Below are 17,974 nucleotides of genomic sequence, written 5' to 3'. Positions count from 1 at the left end.
AGTCCGTGTGATTTCCACTCATGTAAAATTGAACCGCCATGCGTCCGACCACCCATCTGCTGTACCTCCACGGATTCCGCTCCTCGCCCCGCTCGGCCAAGGCCGTGTTGATGGCCGAACGGATGCGCAGCCGGTATCCGGACCTGGTCTGGTGGTGCCCCCAGCTGCCGCCCTCGCCGGCCGAGGCCATGGCGATGGTGGCGGCCGGCACGGCGGGCTGGCCGCGCGCCACGATGGCGGTGGTGGGGTCCTCGCTGGGCGGCTTCTACGCCGGCTGGGTGCAGGCCAGCACCGGCTGCGCCAAGGCGGTGCTGATCAACCCCGCCGTTCATCCGGCGCGCGACCTGGCCCGCCACATCGGTGAACAGACCGCCTGGCACGATCCGGCCGAGCGCTTTTATTTCGAGCCGGTCTTCGTCGACCAGCTGCGCGCCCTGGCCCATGTACCGCCCGCCGACCCCGCTCGCACCATGGCCCTGATCGCCCAGGGCGACGAGGTGCTCGACTGGCGCGAGATGGCCGCCTGGTGCGCCGGCGGCAACGCCACGGTGCTGCCCGGCGGCGACCACGCCCTGTCGGATTTCCCCGCGCACCTGCCGGCCATCGAGGCCTTTCTCGGCCTGGGCTGACATCCCGCACGACCGGCGGCAGGACAGCCCCCGGCCAGATGGGACAATCGCGCCCATGTACGCACTGTTCGAAGAAGCCGGCAAATTCCTGGCCGGCCGCATCCTCTCCGAAGCCGACTCCTCCGCCCAGGTGGAGCTGGCCTCGGGCAAACGGGTCAAGGTCAAGGCCGCCAACCTGCTGCTGAAGTTCGAGAAACCCGAGCCGGAAAAACTCCTGGCCGATGCCCAGGCCACCGCCGCCGGCATCGAACTCGAAATGGCCTACGAATTCGCGCCGGAGGAAGAATTCGGCTTCGTCGACCTGGCGCGCGACTATTTCAGCGCCGCCGCCAGCCTCACCGAACAGACGGCCATGCTGCTGACCCTGTTCGAGGCCCCCACTACTTCCGCCGCGCCGGCAAGGGCCGTTTCCGCAAGGCCGCGCCCGAGATCGTGCAGCAGGCCCTGCTGGCCATCGAACGCAAGGCCGCCCTGGCGCGCCAGATCGACGATTGGGCGAAGGAACTCGCCGCCGGCCAGACACCGCCGCCGATCCGCGAGCAGCTCTACAAGATCCTCTTCAAGCCCGACAAGAACGCGCCCGAATACAAGGCGGTGGTCGAGGCCTCGCGCGCCACGCAGAGCAATCCGCTGGACCTGCTGCGCCGCGCCGGCGCCATCGCCTCGGCCTACGAATTCCACTGGAAGCGGTTCCTGTTCGACCACTTCCCCAAGGGCACCGGTTTCCCCGCGCTCGAAGCCCCGGCGGTGCCCGACGAGCTGCCCCTGGCCGAAGGCGTGTCGGCCTTCTCCATCGACGATTCGCAGACCACCGAGATCGACGATGCCCTGTCCGTCCAGGGCCTGGGCAGCGGCTCGGTCACCGTGGGCGTGCACATCGCAGCACCCGGCCTGGCCTTCGCGCCCGGCGCGGCGCTGGACCAGGTGGCGCGGCATCGCCTGTCCACCGTCTACATGCCAGGCCACAAGATCACCATGCTGCCGGATGCGGTGGTGCAGACCTACACCCTGGGCGCCGGCCAGGCCCGCCCGGCCGTGTCGCTCTACGTGACCATGGACGAGGCCACGCTGGAAGTGAAGTCCAGCGAGACCCGGCTGGAGCGGGTGCCGGTGGTCGCCAACCTGCGCCACGACCGGCTCGACGACACCGTCACCGACGAATGGCTGACCGACCCGGCCTTCCAGCCCGCGGCCGAGTCGGCCGAAGCCGAAGCGCTGCGCCCCGAGATGAGTTTCCTGTTCCGCCTGGCCCGCCACCTCAAGGCCGGGCGCGAGCAGGTGCGCGGCAAGCCCGAGAACTTCAGCCGCCCCGACTACAACTTCCGCCTCGAAGGCCAGGGCGAGGGCGAACCCACCGGCCAGGAGACCGTGCGCATCAGCGTGCGCAAGCGGGGCACTGCCCTCGACCTGATCGTGGCCGAGGCCATGATCCTGGCCAACAGCAGCTGGGGCCAGTGGCTCGGCGAGCTGGGCGTGCCCGGCATCTACCGCAGCCAGGCCAGCATGGCGCCGGGCGTGAAGGTGCGCATGGGCACCAAGGCGCTGCCGCATGCCGGCATCGGCGTGCCGAGTTATGCCTGGAGCACCTCGCCGCTGCGCCGCTACGTGGACCTGGTCAACCAGTGGCAGATCATCGCCGCCGCCCGCCACGGCCGCACCGCCGCCCTGGCCGCGCCCTTCAAGCCCAAGGATGCGGAGCTGTTCTCCATCATCTCCAGCTTCGACGCGGCCTACAGCGCCTACAACGGCTACCAGTCGGGCATGGAACGCTTCTGGACGCTGGAGTACCTGCGCCAGAACGGCATCACCGAACTGACCGCCGCCGTCATCAAGGAAGGCCCGGCCGGCAGCCTGCTGGTGCGTGCCGACGAACTGCCGCTGGTGCTGCCGGTGCTCGGCGCCCAGGGCCTGCCGCGCGGCGCCCGGGTGCGGGTGCGCCTGGGCGAGATCGACGACATCGCGCTCGACGTCAGCGGCACCGTCATCGAACGCCTGGACACCGAGCAGATCGAGGATGCCGACGACGCCGCGGCCGACGAGGAAGAAGCGATGGCCTCGGGCCCCATCGCCATCGCCCTCGACATGGCCGATGCCGAGCCGCAGGCCGACGCGCCCGCAGCCGCCGCCTGAAAGCCCGACCCGCCGTGCGCCGCCCCAGCACCCTGCAGATCGCGCTCGGCGTTTCGCTGGCGCTGCACGGCGTGCTGCTGGCGCTGCGTTTCGGCGCACCGGAAACCTTCAACCGGGTGTTCCAGGACACGCCGCTGGAGGTGGTGCTGGTCAATGCCCGCTCCAACGAGAAACCCACGCAGGCGCAGGCCCTCGCCCAGGCCTCGCTGGCCGGCGGCGGCGAGGCCGCCAAGGGCCGCGCCAGCTCGCCCCTGCCCTATTCCGCGCTGACCAATGCCGGCGACAGCGCCGACGAAGCGCGCCGCCAGATCGACCAGCTGATCCAGCAGCAGGAGCAGCTGCTGGCGGTGATCCGCAAGGAGATCGCCGCCCTGCCCGTGCCCGATCCCTTCCATGCCGCCGACACGCCCGAGCGGTTGGCGCAGGAAGAGCGGCGCCGCCAGCTGGTCAAGCTGCTGGCCGAGATCGAGCGCCGCATCAACGAAGAGAACGCCCGGCCGCGCAAGCGCTACATCAGCCCGGCCACCCGCGAGGTGGCTTACGCCATCTACTACGACGCCCTGCGCCGCCGCATCGAGGACCGCGGCACCCGCCACTTCCCCGAGGCCGGCGGCGAGAAGCTCTACGGCGAGCTGACCATGATCGTCACCGTGCGGCGCGACGGCCAGGTGGTCGCCACCGAGGTGGTGCAGAGCTCCGGCAACAAGCAGCTCGACCGCCGCGCCGAATCCATCGCCCGCGCCGCCGGGCCCTTCGGCCCCTTCGATGCGCAGATGCTGCGCGAGGTCGACCAGATCGTCGTCGTCTCGCGCTTCAAGTTCACCCGCGACGCAACCCTGGAAGCCAATGTCCGCTGATATCTCCTCCCCATCCGGCGCCGACCGTTACTGCGTGATGGGCAACCCCGTGGCGCACAGCCGCTCGCCCTGGATCCATGCGCGTTTCGCCGAACTCGCCGGCGACCTGATCCACTACGGCGCGCAGCTGGTGGCGCTGGACGGCTTCGCCGAAGGCGTGCGCGCCTTCTCCGCATCGGGCGGCCGCGGCTGCAACGTCACCGTGCCCTTCAAGTTCGAGGCCGCGGCCATCGCCGACCGCCTGACCGACCGCGCCCGCATCGCCGGCGCGGCCAACACCCTGCGTTTCGAGGACGGCCAGATCCACGCCGACAACACCGACGGCGCCGGCCTGGTGGCCGACATCGAACGCAATGCCGGCATCTCCATCGCCGGCCGCGAGGTGCTGCTGATCGGCGCGGGCGGCGCCTCGGCCGGCGTGCTGGGCCCGCTGCTCGGCGCCGCGCCGGCCCGTCTGGTGGTCGCCAACCGCACCGCCGAAAAGGCGCGTGCACTGGTCGACAGCCACCAGGCCCTGGCCCACCTGGCCGACTGCCTGCTGCAGGCCCAGCCGATCGAGGCCCTCTCCGGCCCCTTCGACATCGTCATCAACGCCACCGCCAGCAGCCTGGCCGGCGCCGCCGTGCCGGTGCCGGCCAGCGTGCTGCGCCCCGGCAGCCTGGCCCTGGACATGATGTACGGCCCCAGCGCCGCCGCCTTCCTGGCCTGGGCGCGGCAGCACCAGGCGATGCCGCGCGACGGCCTGGGCATGCTGGTGGAGCAGGCATCCGAAGCCTTCTTTCACTGGCGCGGCATCCGGCCGCCTTCGGCACAGGTGCTGGCCGAGCTGCGCGCGCTGGTCGACGGCGGCACGGCATGAGGCTGGCGCTGCGCTGCCTCGGGCTGGCCTGCCTGCTCCTGCTGGCGCTGCAGCTGTATTTCGCCGTGCGTATCGCCGCCATGGCGGTGTTCGACCCCGGCTCCACCGCCTTCCAGCGCTCCGAAGCGACGCGCCTGGCCCGCCAGGGCCGGCTGGCCGGCTGGAGCCAGCAATGGGTGGCCTACCGATCGCTGCCCGACAACCTCAAGCGCGCGGTGCTGGCCTCGGAAGACGCCGGCTTCGTGCGCCACCACGGCGTGGAATGGGACGCCGTGCGCGGCGCCTGGCAGCGCAACACCCGCGCCGAATCGCAGTTCGCCAGACGCGTGGAACAGGCCGAGGCGCGCGGTCTGTCCATCGACAAACTGCCCGGCGCCAAGGTGGTCGGCGGCTCCACCATCAGCCAGCAGCTGGCCAAGAACCTGTTCCTGGCCGGCGAACGCAGCCTGCCGCGCAAGGCCCAGGAGCTGATCGTCACCCTGCTGCTCGAAGGCCTGCTGTCCAAGCAGCGCATCCTGGAGATCTACCTCAACAGCGTGGAATGGGGCGAAGGCATCTTCGGCGCCGAGGCCGCGGCGCAGCACTATTTCCACAAGCCCGCCGCGCGGCTCACGGCCTACGAGGCGGCGCGCCTGGCGGTCATGCTGCCGCGGCCCAAATTCTTCGAGCGCACGCCGCAGTCGGCCTATCTCTCCGGCCGGGCCGGCACCATCGCGGCGCGCATGGGCGGCGTGGCCCTGCCCTGAGGCGCTTCGCCTGCGCGGGCCGCCGCTGCGGACCGCGCAGCAAAGGGAGTGAACGGGGCCGCAAGACTGCCGGTTCCGCCTTTCTTTCCCGCCCCGCACCATGCTTGCCGCCCCCATCCTTCCCGTTCCGATCGCACCGGCCCCCCAGCGACCGGCAACCGCTTCACCGTGCTCTCCGTCACACACGAAGCGGCATCGGGCCAGTACACCGTGACACCCGTGGCCGTCCTGGACGTGCAGCCCTCCTCCGGCAGGCCGGCGGCAGCCGCCGAGGACTTCCGCCCGCCCGGCCCACGGCCGCATCCCGACATGCCACGCCTGGGCCGCCTGCCCGCCGACGACCCGCGGGTGCTGAAGGCGACCGACGGCCTCTCCGATCCCCGCAAGCGGCCGCGGCGCGGCACCGTTCCGGTGGCCCGGCGGAAAAAGCTCTACCGCCAGATCGCGGCGGCGCGCGCCATCGGCCCGGACGGCCGGCAACCCTATGTGGACGCCGAGGGCAGGATAAACGTCCCCGCCTACGAACACGACCGGCGCGTGCTGGCGGCCTTCGACTTCTGCCTGCCGGGCTGGGAGGGCAAGCTCTACCCCTTTCGCACACTCAAGAACGGCGTCTGGGTCGGCGATCTGCTGGCCATGCGCCGCTACCGGGCCTGGGAGCAGGCCAAACGCTGCCGCGACCACCAGGGCCGGCCGCTGTTCCACGACCCGCTGACCGGCAGGGTGGACATGGCCGCGTTCTACCGCGCCTGTACCGACGGCAGCCTGCCGCGCAGCTGCATCCGCAAGCCGAAGCCAGTCGGCCGTCCGCGGACAAGGCCCGAGCGCCAGGCCGACTGATCCCTTCCCGGCGCCGGCAGCTTCTATCATCGGCCGATGAGAATCCTCGGCATCGACCCCGGCCTGCAGACCACCGGCTTCGGCCTGGTCGATGTGGACGGCCAGAAGCTGGCCTATGTGGCCAGCGGCACCATCCGCACCACCCACCTTCCGCTGGGCGACCTGCCGGGCCGCATCAAGGTGCTGTACGACGGCATCCGCGAGGTGGTGGAACGCTACGGCCCGCAGGCGGCCACGGTCGAGATCGTCTTCGTCAACGTCAACCCGCAGTCCACCCTGCTGCTGGGCCAGGCGCGCGGCGCCTGCCTCACCGCCCTGGTCTCCCGCGACCTGCCGGTGGCCGAATACACCGCGCTGCAGATGAAGAAGGCCGTGGTCGGCACCGGCCGCGCCGCCAAGAGCCAGGTGCAGGAGATGGTCATGCGCCTGCTCAAGCTGCCCGGCCTGCCCGGCCCCGACGCGGCCGATGCCCTGGGCATGGCCATCACCCATGCCCATGCCGGCGCCTCCCTGGCCCGCCTGGCCGAGAGCACCGAGCTGAGCCGCCGCACCCATGCGATGTTCCGCAACGGGCGCAGCATGTGAGGCCGCCCGGCAGTCCGCTCAGTAGGCCTTGAAGTTGGCGGCGATGCGCTGGTTCAGGTAGTCGCCCGCGGTGATGGCCGCGTACTTGCCCGAGGGGCTTTCGATCAACGCATCCCGGTTGGCCTGGCAGAAGAAGGCCAGGCTGTAGCGCGGGCCCATGTATTCGCCCGGCACCGGGTTCTTCACCCGGTGGAAGTTGGACGGCAGCACGTCGTCGCTCCAGCGCATCAGCATGTCGCCGATATTGCAGGTGATGACCTGCTCGTCCGGCTCGATCGAGGTCCACTCCTGCGCCTCCATCTCCTTGCCCGGGCAGACCTGCAGCCCGCCCTGGCCGGGGCGCTGGAACAGCAGCGTGAGGCAATCGAAATCGGTGTGCGCGCCGGCGCGCCACAGGCCGAGCTTGTCCTGGTACTGCTCGGGGATCGCGTAGTAGTGCAGCAGGCGCAGGGTGCTCTGGTAGCTGGCCTTGGTCGGCTCGTGGGCGCGGGTGAAGAACCCGTCGTCCAAGCCCAGCTTGTATGCGAAGCAGGACAGCACCTGCATGCCCACCGCCCAGGCCTTGGCCTCGAAGTCGAGCATGGTCTGGCGAAAGCCCGCCAGTTCCGCCTCGCTGGGCCACAGGCCCTCCATGTGCGGGCGGGTGATCTGGTAGGACTCCTTCTGGTCCGGCGTGCCGGTGGAGGGCCGCACCTGCGCCTTGCTCTCCCAGCCCACGTTCAGGGCCTTCTTCAGCGGGTACTGCGCCTTCACCGCATCGGGCAGGGCGAAAAAGCGCTCGGTCATGGCAAAGGCGCGGCGCACCTCGGCGATGTCGATGCCGTGGTGCTCGATCTGGAAGAAGCCGACGTCGATGGCGGCCGCCCAGAGCTGCTCGGCGATCTCGTGCCTGCGGGCGGCGAAATCGCGCAGGTCGATGCGGCGGATCTCGCGCTGGTTGGTCTCCGAGCCCATCGCGCCCATGCGCGTCTCCTTCTGGATTTCGGCGAGCGGGGATGCGGTCGTGGTGCTGGTGTTCATGCGGTTCTCCTGGGGTGGCGGTGGGAAGTCCGGCCGTGGAACCGCGAGGCATGGAGCGCCCTCGTGGCGACTGCTCCAGAAATCCTCCGGGCTCGCACGGAACCTGGACTTCAAGAGCAATTCCCGAACAGCCCGCGACGAATGCACTGGACTGGTGAACGCTTCTACTCTCGGGCGTTCTGGACGCAAAAGCCATGCCCGGCGATCCCTGGCACGGATGCTGCATGCGCGGCTGGCAGGAGTAGAAGCGTTCAGCGGTACCGCATCCCCCTTGCGGCGCCGCCCGGAAATTGCTCTTGAAGCCAGTCCACCCAACGTCTTCGAGAAAGCCGCCATGCAACGCCGTTCCCTACTCCTTTCCGCTTCCAGCCTGCTCGCCGCCCCCGCCCTGGTGCGTGCCCAGGGCAGCCTGCAGAAGTTCAAGTTCAACCTCGGCTGGAAGGTCGAGGCCACCGCCGCCGGCTTCCTGCTGGCGCAGCAGCGCGGCTACTACAAGGATGCCGGCCTGGACGTGACGGTGGACACCGGCAACGGCTCGGCCGCTGCCATCGGCCTGGTGGCCAGCGGCGCCTACGACTGCGCCTCGGCCGACCTGGCCACCATGATCGAGTTCAACGTCAACAACCCCAGCGCGGCCCTGAAGGCGGTCGCGATCATGTACGACCTCAACCCCAACGCCATCCTGGTGCGCAAGGACGGCAGCATCAAGAAGCCCGCCGACCTGGCCGGCAAGACCATCCTGGGCCAGCCCTTCAACGCCTCGCGCAAGCTCTTCCCCGCCTTCGCCAAGGCCGAGGGCTTCGACCCCTCCGGCGTGAAGTGGGAGAACGTCGCGCCCGACATCGGCGACACCCGTTTCGTCAAGGGCGACTTCGATGCCTCGGCCTACTTCTTCTTCACCGGCCTGCTCAACCTGAAGGCGCGCGGCATGGGCCCCGAGCAGATCAACGTGTTCCGTTTCTCGGACGTGATGAAGTCCTACGGCAACGGCTTCGTGGCCAACAGCAAGAGCATGGAGCAGGCCGAGGCCATGCGCGGCTTCGTCAAGGCCAGCACCCGCGGCTGGCTCGATGCCATGGCCGACCCCAAGGCCGGCGCCGCCGCCATCAAGCAGCGCGAGCCGCTGGCCAACGAGCAGTTCGAATTTGAGCGCCTGCAGCTGATCGTGGACGGCACCATGAAGACCGCCGAGACCCGCGCCAACGGCTGGGGCGCCGCCACGCCGCAGCGCCTGCAGGCCACCATCGACGAGACCGTGGCCGCCTTCGGCCTGAAGACCGTGCCCACGCCAGCCGACATCTGGACCGACAGGTTCCTGCCCTCGGCCGCCGACCGCCGCCTGAAGGCCTGAGGCGCTGTCCATGGCTTCCATCCCCGTCATCGACCTGACCGGTGCACTGCAGCCCGGCGCGCCCCGCAGCGCCGAGGTGGCAGAGGCCCTGCGCGCGGCCGGCACCGGCTCCGGCTTCTTCTACGTCAGCGGCCACGGCGTGCCGCGCGCCCTGGTGGACGCCCAGTTCGCCCTGGCACAGCGCTTTTTCGACCTGCCGCTGCCGGCCAAGCAGGCCATCGACCTGCGCCGCGTGCCCAATATGCGCGGCTACGAATCCCTGGGCGCGCAGACGCTCGACGCCACCGCCCGGCCCGACCTGAAGGAAAGCTTCTACTGCGGCCAGGCATACGCCGACGACCATCCCTACGTGCAGCGCGGCCTGCATTCCTACGGCCGCAACCAGTGGCCCACCGAACTGCCGGAGATGGCCGGCCAATGCGCCGCCTACATCGCCGCCATGCAGGCGCTGGCCCTGCGGCTGATGCAGCTGATGGCCCTGTCGCTGGAGCTGCCCGAGGACTTCTTCGACCACACCCACGAGAACCCCATGGGCACGCTGCGCCTGCTGCGCTATCCGCCGCATCCGGCGGATGCCGACGAGCGCACCTTCGGCGCCGGCGCCCACACGGATTGGGGCGCGATCACCATCCTGGCGCAGGACTCCCACGGCGGCCTGGAAGTGCAGATGCCCGACGGCCAGTGGCTGGCCGCCACGCCGATGGACGGCTGCTTCGTGGTGAACCTGGGCGACATGATCCCGCGCTGGACCAACGGCCGCTACCACTCCAATCCGCACCGGGTGCGCAACGTGGCCTCGGGCGGCGCGCCGCGCCACTCCATCCCCTTCTTCTACAACCCCGACTACGAGGCCCGGGTGGAGCCGGTGGCCACCTGCGTGCCGGCCGGCACCCGGCCGCTGTACGAGCCCTGTACCGTGGGCGAGCATCTGCGCGAGATGTATGCAAAGACCTACGGGGCCGGGAATGGCGCCGCGGCCATGGCCTGAAGCAAGACGATGAAACTCTGGTTCAACCTCTTCTGCCGCGATCCGCAGGCCCAGCTGGATTTCTACACCGCCCTGCTCGGCTGGCCCGAGGCCGTGGCCAGCCGCTCGCCGATCTACCGCGCGGTGGAGCAGGACGGCGTGCAGATCGGCTTCAACGCCCCGGCCGCCTATGCCCTGCTGGGCTTGGCCGAACGCCAGCCGATCGCCCTGCCTGCGCCGGTGACCGCCTACGCCACCTTCATGCTGGACTGCCCCGCCGACGTGGATGCCGCCGCGGCCCACGCCGCGCGCCATGGCGGCTCCGTGCTCAAGCCGCCTTACGCCACCTACTACGGCCAGTGGCAGGCGGTGCTGGCCGACCCCGAAGGCCATGTGTTCCGGGCCAGCTGCGCCGCCCTGCCCGAAGGCGTGGCGCCAGCCGCGCGACCGGCCTGACGCCGCTGCGTCAGCTCACCACGCAGTACGTGCCCGCCTGGGCGACGGCCCACCTGGCCGCCTGCCAGATGCGTTTGCCGATGCCGGCATCGCCGGCATCGGACGGCGATGCCACAGTCGGCTCCTCCAGCGCCCTGGCTGCCGGCTCCGCCTGCGCGACGGACCGGCGCCGCACGAGCTGTGCACCCTCCTCGTCCTGCGCCCCGTCGTGGCGCCACAGCATGGCTTCGAGCAGGGGAGTCAGCAGGCGCGGATCGTCCACTGCCACGGCCAGGCCGTCCAGGCAACTGACGGTGCCCTCGTCCCACGGATCGAGCGTGCCGCCCTGCAGCATGCACTCCAGCGCAGGAAGGAAAGCATCGGCGCGCTGAGCACTCCTGCCCCAGGGGCATTGATCCAGCAGATGCATGAAACGGTCGGCGCACGGTGACGGTGCGGCGCAACCCGCCCGGTGGACGAGATACAGCATCCTCAGCGTGGTGCCGAAGGCCTCCCACCCCGGCGGCAGGCGGCCTTGCTCACCGGCCTGTGTCACCGCGTCCATCAGCTTGGCGGCGAAGGGGCCGTGCAATTCCGGCCGGAAGTCGCCGTAGCTGAACAGGAGGCCGGGCATCTCCATGAGCAAGCTCCAGAGAATCGTGCCGCGTTCCTGCTCCAGAAGGCTCTTGCAGGCCAGCGCCAGGACGCCATCGAGCACCGAATAGGCGGCCGCTACGCCCGCGGCGTCGGGACTGGCCCGGAACAGCTCGGACGCGCGCAACACGGCGTCCATGAGGAATTTCGCCGTGTGCAGCGTGCTGGGTGCCGCCAATACCGCCTGGCCCAGCCATTGCTGCAGTTCCGTTGGGCTGGCGGCCGCTGTCAGGCGCCTGCGCAGCAGTGCCAGATCCGGTTCGGAGTACCGCAAGGCCGGGGCCCAGCGCGGCGGCAGGTCTTGGGCGATTTCCTCTGCCTGCTCGTCCTTGTCATCGACGCCGCGGAATTCGAGATCCGGCGAATCCGGCGGCGTGTCCGGCCGCAGCTCCTGCAGGCCGATGAACGCGCATTGGCGATCCAGGCGAAAGACGCGGACCGGATCGGGATGGCAGGCATCGACGCCGGCAGCGGATCGAAACGGGCCGGACGGCACACGGCCTCCGGCGGGCGGGAAACGGAACAAGCAAACCTCCTGCCGCCGGACCATCCGGCGCGGCGCAATGTTCCGCGCGCATGCGAGGCCTTCCTCGGCCCGGCCGCGAACTTCCAGCCGGCGGCGCGAAGCCCGCGCCGGCCCCGCTTCAGGCCTCGACCTTCACACCCTTCCAGAAGGCCACCCGGCCGCGGATCTCCTCGGCCTCGGGCTTGGGATCGGCGTAGTACCAGGCGGCATCGGTGTTCATCTCGCCGTCGACCAGCAGGGAGTAGTAGCTCGCCTGGCCCTTCCAGGGGCACATGGTGTGGTGGTTGCTGAAGGTGACGTACTCGCGCTTGAGCGCGCTTTCCGGGAAGTAGTGGTTGCCTTCGACCAGCACGGTGTCGTCGCTCTCGGCAATGGTCTTGCCGTTCCAGGTGGCTTTCATGTCTTGGGGCTTTCGAGGGGTGGGGCCACGGGCGTGGCATGGCGCATTGTCCCGCGACCGGCGGATGCCCGTGCGGCAGCAGGCATTTCAAAGGGCATCGCCCTGGTATCCATGCCGCCGCAGCAGGGTATCGAAGGTCACGCGCTTCAGGCCGTCGAAACGCCGGCACTGCTGGCGCAGCACCGCCGCCAGGGCCTCGGTGCCGGGGATGGCAGTGTCGCCGTCGGCCGGTGGCTGCGGTCCGGCGACGCGGGCGATCACGCCTTCGAGCAAACCGCGCCGCAGGGCCGGCGCCATGCGCGAGGAAAAGCCCAGCAGTGCCAGCACATCGATCAGTCCGTCGCTCAGTTCCCGGCCGGGCAGCCGGGCGATCCAGTCGCGCAGCATCGGAACGAAGGCGTCGGGCTCCTCGCGCAGGTAGCCGCGCAGCAGCTGCGTCGAGCTGCGCAAGGCCGTCTCCGCCCAGGCGGCCGTGGTGGCCAGGACCTGGGCAGGCGGCGCGGCCAGCACCGCCAGGAACTGCCGGGCGCGCCGCCGCCGGGTTTCCAGGTGCTGCAGGATCGCGCCGCGCTCCCTGGGCACGCCGAACTCCAGGTCGATCAGGTCGCACAACACGTCCTGCGCCTGCGCGATCGTGCACCAGGCCCGCGCGGACGATGCGCCGGCCGCCTCCAGCAGGCCCGTCATCAGCTTGGTCGCGAAACGGCCGTGCAGCGCCTCTTCGAAGCAGGACAGGCTCCCCAGCAGCCTGGGAAGCAAGCACGTGAGCTGGCACAGCAAGGCCGTGCGCTCCACCGCCGGGAACTGCTGCGCCGCCTCCATGCATGCCAGCAGCAGCCGGTAGACCGGCCTGGCATCCTGCGGGGTGCAGGGGGCCACAGCATGCAGCAGCCGCGCCGGATCGCATCGCGCACCACCACGCCGCATCCGCCGGTGCGCAGCGCCAAGGCCACTTGCGCCGCGATGACCTCGACATCCGAGCTGTCGATCACCACCTTCTGCATGGCCCGCAAGCGCTCGACGATGTCCAGGCTGCCTTCGAGCGCGGGTTGATGGAAAAAGAAGGCGGCCGAGGATTTCAGGTCCAGGTAGTCGCCGCAGGCCAGCCAGATTTCCGCCGACAGATCCTGCATGCGGGTCGGCGCCGGCAGGCCGGCCGGCTCCCCGGTCGATGGCAGGCCCCCCTTGCCGGACAGGGCCGACGCCGTGGCCGGGCCAGGATCAGGATGGGGACAGGCGCCGGTGCCGGGCGCGCGCTGGACATGCATGTTGCTTCCTCGAATCGCCGGACCATCCGGCAGGCCGGCGATGGTTCCGCGCTCACCGCTGCGAACGCAGTCACCCGCACGAATGGCAGTCGCGCGGCCCGAAGACCGCCTGATCCCGACCCGCACGCTGCGGCACCGGGCCTTCTGTCACAAGCCCCGCGGCGGCTGCTTGTAACCTAGGCGCCCATGAAAAGAAGACGTTTCCTGCACCGCGGCGCCAGCGCCGTGGCCGCCCCGGCCCTGCTGCCCGCCGCCGCCCTGGCCGCCGGCACCCCGCCCACCGGCCCCGCCCTGCTGGGCGAACCCAAGGCCTTCGACTACGCCTGGCTCAAGGACCGCGCCCGCGCCCTGGCGCAGCAGCCCTGGGTGGGCCCGGGCCAGTCCGCCGCGGGGCCGCTGCCGGCGGCCGTGGCGGCGCTCGATTACGACGCCTACCAGCAGATCCAGTTCCGCGGCGACCAGGCCCTGTGGGCCGCCGACGGCCTGCGTTTTCAGGTGCGGCTCTTCCACGTCGGCCTGTACTTCAAGCGCCGGGTGCATATCCACGAAGTGCGCGACGGCAAGGCCCAGGAGATCGCCTACAGCCCCGCCCTGTTCGACTACGGCAAGAGCGGCCTGGACCCGAGCAAGCTGCCCGCCAACCTGGGCTTCGCCGGCCTGCGCATCTCGGTGGCCACCGCGCCGCGCAACGACATGGTGGCCTTTCTCGGCGGCAGCTATTTCCGCGCCGTCGGCGGCTCGCGCCAGTACGGCCTGTCGGCGCGCGGCCTGGCGGTGGACCCGGCCATGGGCCGCGACGAGGAATTCCCCGACTTCACCGCCTTCTGGCTGGAACGCCCCTCGGCCCAGTCGCAGACGCTGATCGTGCATGCCCTGCTCGACTCGCCCGGCCTCACCGGCGCCTACCGCTTCGCCATCACGCCGGGCGACAACACCGCCATGGAGATCGACAGCGCCCTCTACCCGCGCCGCGAGATCGAACGCATCGGCATCGCGCCCTGCACCAGCATGTTCCTGGTGGGCGAGAACAACCGGCGCGAGGCGGCCGACTGGCGCCCCGAGATCCACGACTCCGACGGCCTGCAGATGCGCACCGGCGCCGGCGAATGGATCTGGCGCCCGCTCAACAACCCCAACAACCTGCGCATCAACGCCTACACCGACAACAACCCGCGCGGCTTCGGCCTGCTGCAGCGCGACCGCAACTTCGACCACTACCAGGACGACAGCGCCTTCTACGACCGCCGCCCCTCGCTGTGGGTGGAGCCGCGCGGCGACTGGGGCCCCGGCCAGGTGCAGCTGGTGGAGGTGCCCACGCCCGACGAGACCTTCGACAACATCGTCTGCTACTGGACCCCCGCCCAGCGCCCGCAGCCCGGCCAGGAGCTGCTCACCGGCTACCGCCTGTCCTGGGGCGCCACGCCGCCGGTGCGCTCGCCGCTGGCGCGCTGCGTGGCCAGCCGCACCGGCCTGGGCGGCGCGGTGGGCAAGCGGCGCACCCGTTTCTCCTGGCGCTTCGCGGTCGATTTCGCCGGCGGCAACCTGCCGCTGCTCGACGGCGACAGCCAGGTCGAGGCGGTGGTGAGCGCATCGCGCGGCCAGGTCGAGCTGGTGTCGATCCGGCCGCAGCCCGCGGTGCAGGGCTGGCGCGCCATCTTCGACGTGGTGCCCGACGAGCGCACCGACCCGATCGCCCTGCGCCTCTTCCTGCGGGTGGCCGGCCAGGCGCTGACCGAGACCTGGATCTACGAATGGGCGCCGCCCAGCCTGTCGGCGCGCAGCGCATTGCTCTGATGCGCCTGGGGCGTCTGGGGCGCTGACAGGCCAGGCGCCTTACAAGGCGGGCCGGACGGGTCCTATACGCGGGTGGGACAGCGACCCCGACCAGGGGTCCGCTTGCGCCTGCATCGCCGCGGCCCGGTCCTGCCTACGGTAAGCACCATGGACCGCACGGTGTGGTCCCCCGAAAGCCAGGAGACCCCGCATGTCCAATCCCTTCAACCTCCAGTCGCGCTCGCGCATTTCCGCCCCCCTGCGCCTGGGTGCCGGCGTGGCGCTGTTCGGCGCAACCGCCGTCCTGGCCATGGCCTCGGCCAGCGCCCAGGTCGCCACCGGTTTCACCGGCGCGGACGGCAGCGGCAGCTTCGCCAGCGAACGCGCCTCCTGCATGGCCGGCCGCACCCAGCAGGCGCAGGCCACCTGCCTGGAAGAAGCCCGCAATGCCCAGGCCGACAAGCGCCGCGGCCAGCTGCAGGACCAGCCGCTGGACACCTACGCCGCCAACCGCTTCAAGCGTTGCGAAGCCTTCGGTGCCGGCACCGAGGACCGCGCCGCCTGCGTGGCCCGCATGCAGGGCGAGGGCGAGGCCAGCGGCAACGTGGCCAGCGGCGGTGTGGTGCGCGAGGTGGAAACCATCGTGCTGCCGGCCTCGGGCCGGGCACGCATCGAACCCAGGACCGCCGACCCGGTGCTGCTGGTGCCCACCAAGGGCAGCTACTGAGGCTCCCAGGAACCTGGGCTCCTAGACGAAGGAATCGTCCAGGAAGGTCTTGACGTCCGGCATGTGCTCCACGAGCCATACCGGATCCAGCTGCAGCGTCTGCACCAACTCGGCCGGCAGGGCGGCGATCGCATCGGCGGCGCTCTTGTGTTCGTCCAGCTCCAGCTCGGCCAGCAGGGCCGCCACATGCACGATGGCGCCCAGCCGGTTGAAGGGCTCGGCCGCCAGCGGATCGGCCGCGCTGCGCAGCGCCAGCACGATGGAATCCGGAAAATTCCAGCGCCGCGCCAACTCCGCCGCCACATGGGCCTCGGTGAAGCCGAGCGCGCTGGTTTCGCGTTCCCAGCGCACGCCGGCCAGATGCGGCAGGCGTTCGATCTCGAAGATCTGGTCCGGCAGCTTCTGCGCGATGATGAGTTCGCCCAGCCGCACCATGAAACCCGCCAGCCACGATTGCTGCACATCGGTGCCCAGGGTACGCGCCAGCCACTGCGCATAACCGGCGGTGGCGCTGCTGGCCTGCCAGAAGGCCTTGCTGTCCACCCCCTTCACCGCGGCGAAGGAACTGGCCAGGCAGGCCGCCATGGCCAGGGTGCGCACCTGGTTCAGGCCCGCCATGGTGATCGCGTCGTCCAGCGACACCACCTGCCGCGGCAGCCCGAATCGCGCGCTGTTGGCCAGCCGGATCAGCTTGGCGGTCAGGGCGGGATCGCGCGAGATCGCCTGGCGCACCTTCTCGAAGGGAACATCCTCGTCGTTGAGGGTGGACACCAGCGTGTGCGCGACCTCGGGCAGGGTCGGTAATTGCACGCCTTCGAAGAACTGGGCCAATCGTGTATGCGCGGTGGCGGCATCTGCTTTCATACGGACCTCGGCAGTTTTTATTGGAACCCGGACATTAGCAGCAAGCGCGCGCGTGCGGCATCCCTGGCGTCCCGACTCAGCCCGGCGCCAGCCTTGCGGAACGCGCCGTGAGCGTGAACAGGCCCAGCCCGCCCAGCGCCAGCAGCGCACCGACCCAGCCGGTGGAGGTCCAGCCCAGCCCGCCGGCGATCGCCACCCCGCCGAGCCAGGCGCCCAGCGCATTGGCGAAATTGAAGGCCGAATGGTTGAGCGCCGCGGCCAGCGCCTGCGCATCGCCGGCCACATCCATCAGCCGCACCTGCAGCGCCGGCGCCAGCGCCACCGAGGTGCCGATCAGGAACAGATTGGCAAAGGCCAGCGGCGCATACGGCGCCGTCAGGCAGAACAGGCCCAGCACCACCGCCGACCACAGCAGGATGCCGCCGATGGCGGGCATCAGCGCCCGGTCGGCTAGCCGGGCGCCGACCAGATTGCCCGCCACCATGCCCAGGCCCAGCACCGCCAGCGCCCAGGGAATCGTCGCCTCGCCGACACCCGTCACCGCCAGCATGGTCGGCTTGACATAACTGAAGACCGCGAACAGACCGCCGAAACCGATGGCGCCCACCCCCAGCGTGATCCACACCTGCGGCCGCGCCAGCGCGCCGAGCTCGCGCAGGGCGCTGGCGCCGTGGGCCGGCGGCCGGTCGGGAATCCAGCGCCAGGCCAGCAGGGCCGCCAGCAGGCCGATCGCCCCCACCAGCGCGAAGGCCGCGCGCCAGCCGAAAGCCTGGCCCAGCCAGGCCGCCAGCGGCACGCCGACCACCGTGGCCGCCGTCAGCCCCAGCATCACCTGCGCCACCGCCTGCGCCCGCTTGCCCGGCGGCGCCAGGCTGGCCGCCACCAGCGCCGCCACGCCGAAATAAGTGCCGTGCGGCAGCCCGGCCATCAGCCGCAGCAGGGCCAGCGAGCCATAACCCGGCGCCAGCGCGCTGGCGAAGTTGCCGAAGGCGAAGAACAGCATCAGCGCCACCAGCAGCGAGCGCTGGCGCCAGCCGGCGGTGAGCACCGCCAGCACCGGCGCCCCCACCACCACGCCGATGGCATAGCTGCTGATGACATGGCCGGCCTGGGGGATCGTCACCCCGATGTCGCGCGCCACCTCGGGCAGCAGGCCCATGATGGCGAACTCGCCAGTGCCGATGCCGAAGCTGCCGACGGCCAGCGCCAGCGCGGCCTTGCGGCCTTGGGCCGCGTTCAGTTCCAGAGTGGGATTCACGGATGGGACAAGGATGGAGAAGCTGCAAAGCCCGATGCGCAGCGCATGCACGATCAGGGTTAACCCGCAACTCTATACGCTGGCC

18 protein-coding genes and 1 pseudogene are annotated in these 17,974 nt (G+C 70.5%); 13 read left to right on the top strand and 6 right to left on the bottom strand.

From position 1 onward, the window contains the following. Positions 1-38 precede the first annotated feature (38 nt). The 7 genes and pseudogenes from GT347_RS18540 (at position 39) to ruvC (ending at position 6,646) form a co-directional block, all read left to right on the top strand. Entirely contained in the window at positions 39-629 is a 591-nt protein-coding gene (locus GT347_RS18540) for a YqiA/YcfP family alpha/beta fold hydrolase (RefSeq protein WP_160553613.1), read from the top strand. A 55-nt stretch (positions 630-684) separates the two neighbouring features. Beyond that, a pseudogene (locus GT347_RS18535) lies at positions 685-2,759 on the top strand (ribonuclease catalytic domain-containing protein). After that, a complete protein-coding gene (locus GT347_RS18530) occupies positions 2,756-3,616 on the top strand; it encodes a TonB family protein (protein WP_407704169.1) in 861 nt (286 codons plus the stop codon). Before GT347_RS18535 ends, GT347_RS18530 begins: the two are co-directional and overlap by 4 nt. Next, positions 3,606-4,475 carry a shikimate dehydrogenase gene (aroE, locus tag GT347_RS18525; RefSeq protein ID WP_160553611.1) on the top strand — a complete coding sequence of 290 codons (870 nt, stop codon included), beginning with the start codon at positions 3,606-3,608 and terminating at the stop codon, positions 4,473-4,475. The genes GT347_RS18530 and aroE overlap by 11 nt, the downstream gene beginning before the upstream one ends. Then, complete coding sequence (locus GT347_RS18520) at positions 4,400-5,221, top strand: transglycosylase domain-containing protein (RefSeq protein ID WP_407704168.1); 822 nt, start codon at positions 4,400-4,402, stop codon at positions 5,219-5,221. The genes aroE and GT347_RS18520 overlap by 76 nt, the downstream gene beginning before the upstream one ends. 168 nt (positions 5,222-5,389) lie before the next feature. Next, on the top strand, positions 5,390-6,061 hold the full coding sequence (locus GT347_RS18515; RefSeq protein WP_160553609.1) for a hypothetical protein: 672 nt from the start codon (positions 5,390-5,392) through the stop codon (positions 6,059-6,061). Positions 6,062-6,097: 36 nt separating this feature from the next. Beyond that, positions 6,098-6,646, top strand: coding sequence for a crossover junction endodeoxyribonuclease RuvC (gene ruvC / locus GT347_RS18510; RefSeq protein WP_160553608.1), 549 nt, complete (start codon positions 6,098-6,100; stop codon positions 6,644-6,646). Positions 6,647-6,664: 18 nt separating this feature from the next. Here ruvC and GT347_RS18505 read toward each other — a convergent pair whose 3' ends face one another. Further along, a complete protein-coding gene (locus tag GT347_RS18505; RefSeq protein ID WP_160553607.1) occupies positions 6,665-7,666 on the bottom strand; it encodes an isopenicillin N synthase family dioxygenase in 1,002 nt (333 codons plus the stop codon). 334 nt (positions 7,667-8,000) lie between these two features. On the opposite strand from GT347_RS18505, the gene GT347_RS18500 reads away from it, so the two are divergent. The 3 genes from GT347_RS18500 to GT347_RS18490 are packed head-to-tail and all read left to right on the top strand — an operon-like array spanning position 8,001 to position 10,440. Then, positions 8,001-9,017 carry an ABC transporter substrate-binding protein gene (locus GT347_RS18500; RefSeq protein ID WP_160553606.1) on the top strand — a complete coding sequence of 339 codons (1,017 nt, stop codon included), beginning with the start codon at positions 8,001-8,003 and terminating at the stop codon, positions 9,015-9,017. Positions 9,018-9,027: 10 nt separating this feature from the next. Further along, positions 9,028-10,005, top strand: coding sequence for an isopenicillin N synthase family dioxygenase (locus tag GT347_RS18495; protein ID WP_160553605.1), 978 nt, complete (start codon positions 9,028-9,030; stop codon positions 10,003-10,005). 9 nt (positions 10,006-10,014) lie between these two features. After that, positions 10,015-10,440: a VOC family protein gene (locus tag GT347_RS18490; RefSeq protein ID WP_160553604.1), complete on the top strand. Its 426-nt coding sequence runs from the start codon at positions 10,015-10,017 to the stop codon at positions 10,438-10,440. A 10-nt stretch (positions 10,441-10,450) separates the two neighbouring features. On the opposite strand, the gene GT347_RS18485 is transcribed toward GT347_RS18490, so the two are convergent. The 3 genes from GT347_RS18485 to GT347_RS18475 form a co-directional block, all read right to left on the bottom strand. Further along, entirely contained in the window at positions 10,451-11,599 is a 1,149-nt protein-coding gene (locus tag GT347_RS18485) for a hypothetical protein (RefSeq protein WP_160553603.1), read from the bottom strand. 118 nt (positions 11,600-11,717) lie between these two features. Continuing rightward, complete coding sequence (locus GT347_RS18480) at positions 11,718-11,999, bottom strand: DUF427 domain-containing protein (RefSeq protein WP_160553602.1); 282 nt, start codon at positions 11,997-11,999, stop codon at positions 11,718-11,720. Positions 12,000-12,086: 87 nt separating this feature from the next. Beyond that, positions 12,087-12,878: a hypothetical protein gene (locus GT347_RS18475; RefSeq protein ID WP_160553601.1), complete on the bottom strand. Its 792-nt coding sequence runs from the start codon at positions 12,876-12,878 to the stop codon at positions 12,087-12,089. Between the two features lie 3 nt (positions 12,879-12,881). Here GT347_RS18475 and GT347_RS18470 point away from each other — a divergent pair, with 3 nt between their 5' ends. The 3 genes from GT347_RS18470 (at position 12,882) to GT347_RS18460 (ending at position 15,767) form a co-directional block, all read left to right on the top strand. Beyond that, positions 12,882-13,052 carry a hypothetical protein gene (locus GT347_RS18470; protein ID WP_160553600.1) on the top strand — a complete coding sequence of 57 codons (171 nt, stop codon included), beginning with the start codon at positions 12,882-12,884 and terminating at the stop codon, positions 13,050-13,052. Between the two features lie 401 nt (positions 13,053-13,453). Further along, positions 13,454-15,061: a glucan biosynthesis protein gene (locus tag GT347_RS18465; RefSeq protein WP_160553599.1), complete on the top strand. Its 1,608-nt coding sequence runs from the start codon at positions 13,454-13,456 to the stop codon at positions 15,059-15,061. A gap of 190 nt (positions 15,062-15,251) precedes the next feature. Beyond that, complete coding sequence (locus tag GT347_RS18460; RefSeq protein ID WP_229722370.1) at positions 15,252-15,767, top strand: hypothetical protein; 516 nt, start codon at positions 15,252-15,254, stop codon at positions 15,765-15,767. Positions 15,768-15,788: 21 nt separating this feature from the next. On the opposite strand, the gene GT347_RS18455 is transcribed toward GT347_RS18460, so the two are convergent. Both GT347_RS18455 and GT347_RS18450 read right to left on the bottom strand, forming a co-directional pair. Next, on the bottom strand, positions 15,789-16,631 hold the full coding sequence (locus GT347_RS18455) for an HDOD domain-containing protein (RefSeq protein WP_160553598.1): 843 nt from the start codon (positions 16,629-16,631) through the stop codon (positions 15,789-15,791). Positions 16,632-16,707: 76 nt separating this feature from the next. Then, positions 16,708-17,790 carry an MFS transporter gene (locus GT347_RS18450; protein WP_160555425.1) on the bottom strand — a complete coding sequence of 361 codons (1,083 nt, stop codon included), beginning with the start codon at positions 17,788-17,790 and terminating at the stop codon, positions 16,708-16,710. Positions 17,791-17,974 lie beyond the last annotated feature (184 nt).

It is taken from the genome of Xylophilus rhododendri, assembly GCF_009906855.1.
Lineage (GTDB): Bacteria > Pseudomonadota > Gammaproteobacteria > Burkholderiales > Burkholderiaceae_C > Xylophilus > Xylophilus rhododendri.
The sequence above is the reverse complement of the archived record's forward strand: the minus strand, read 5'-3'. Positions and strand labels throughout refer to the sequence as shown.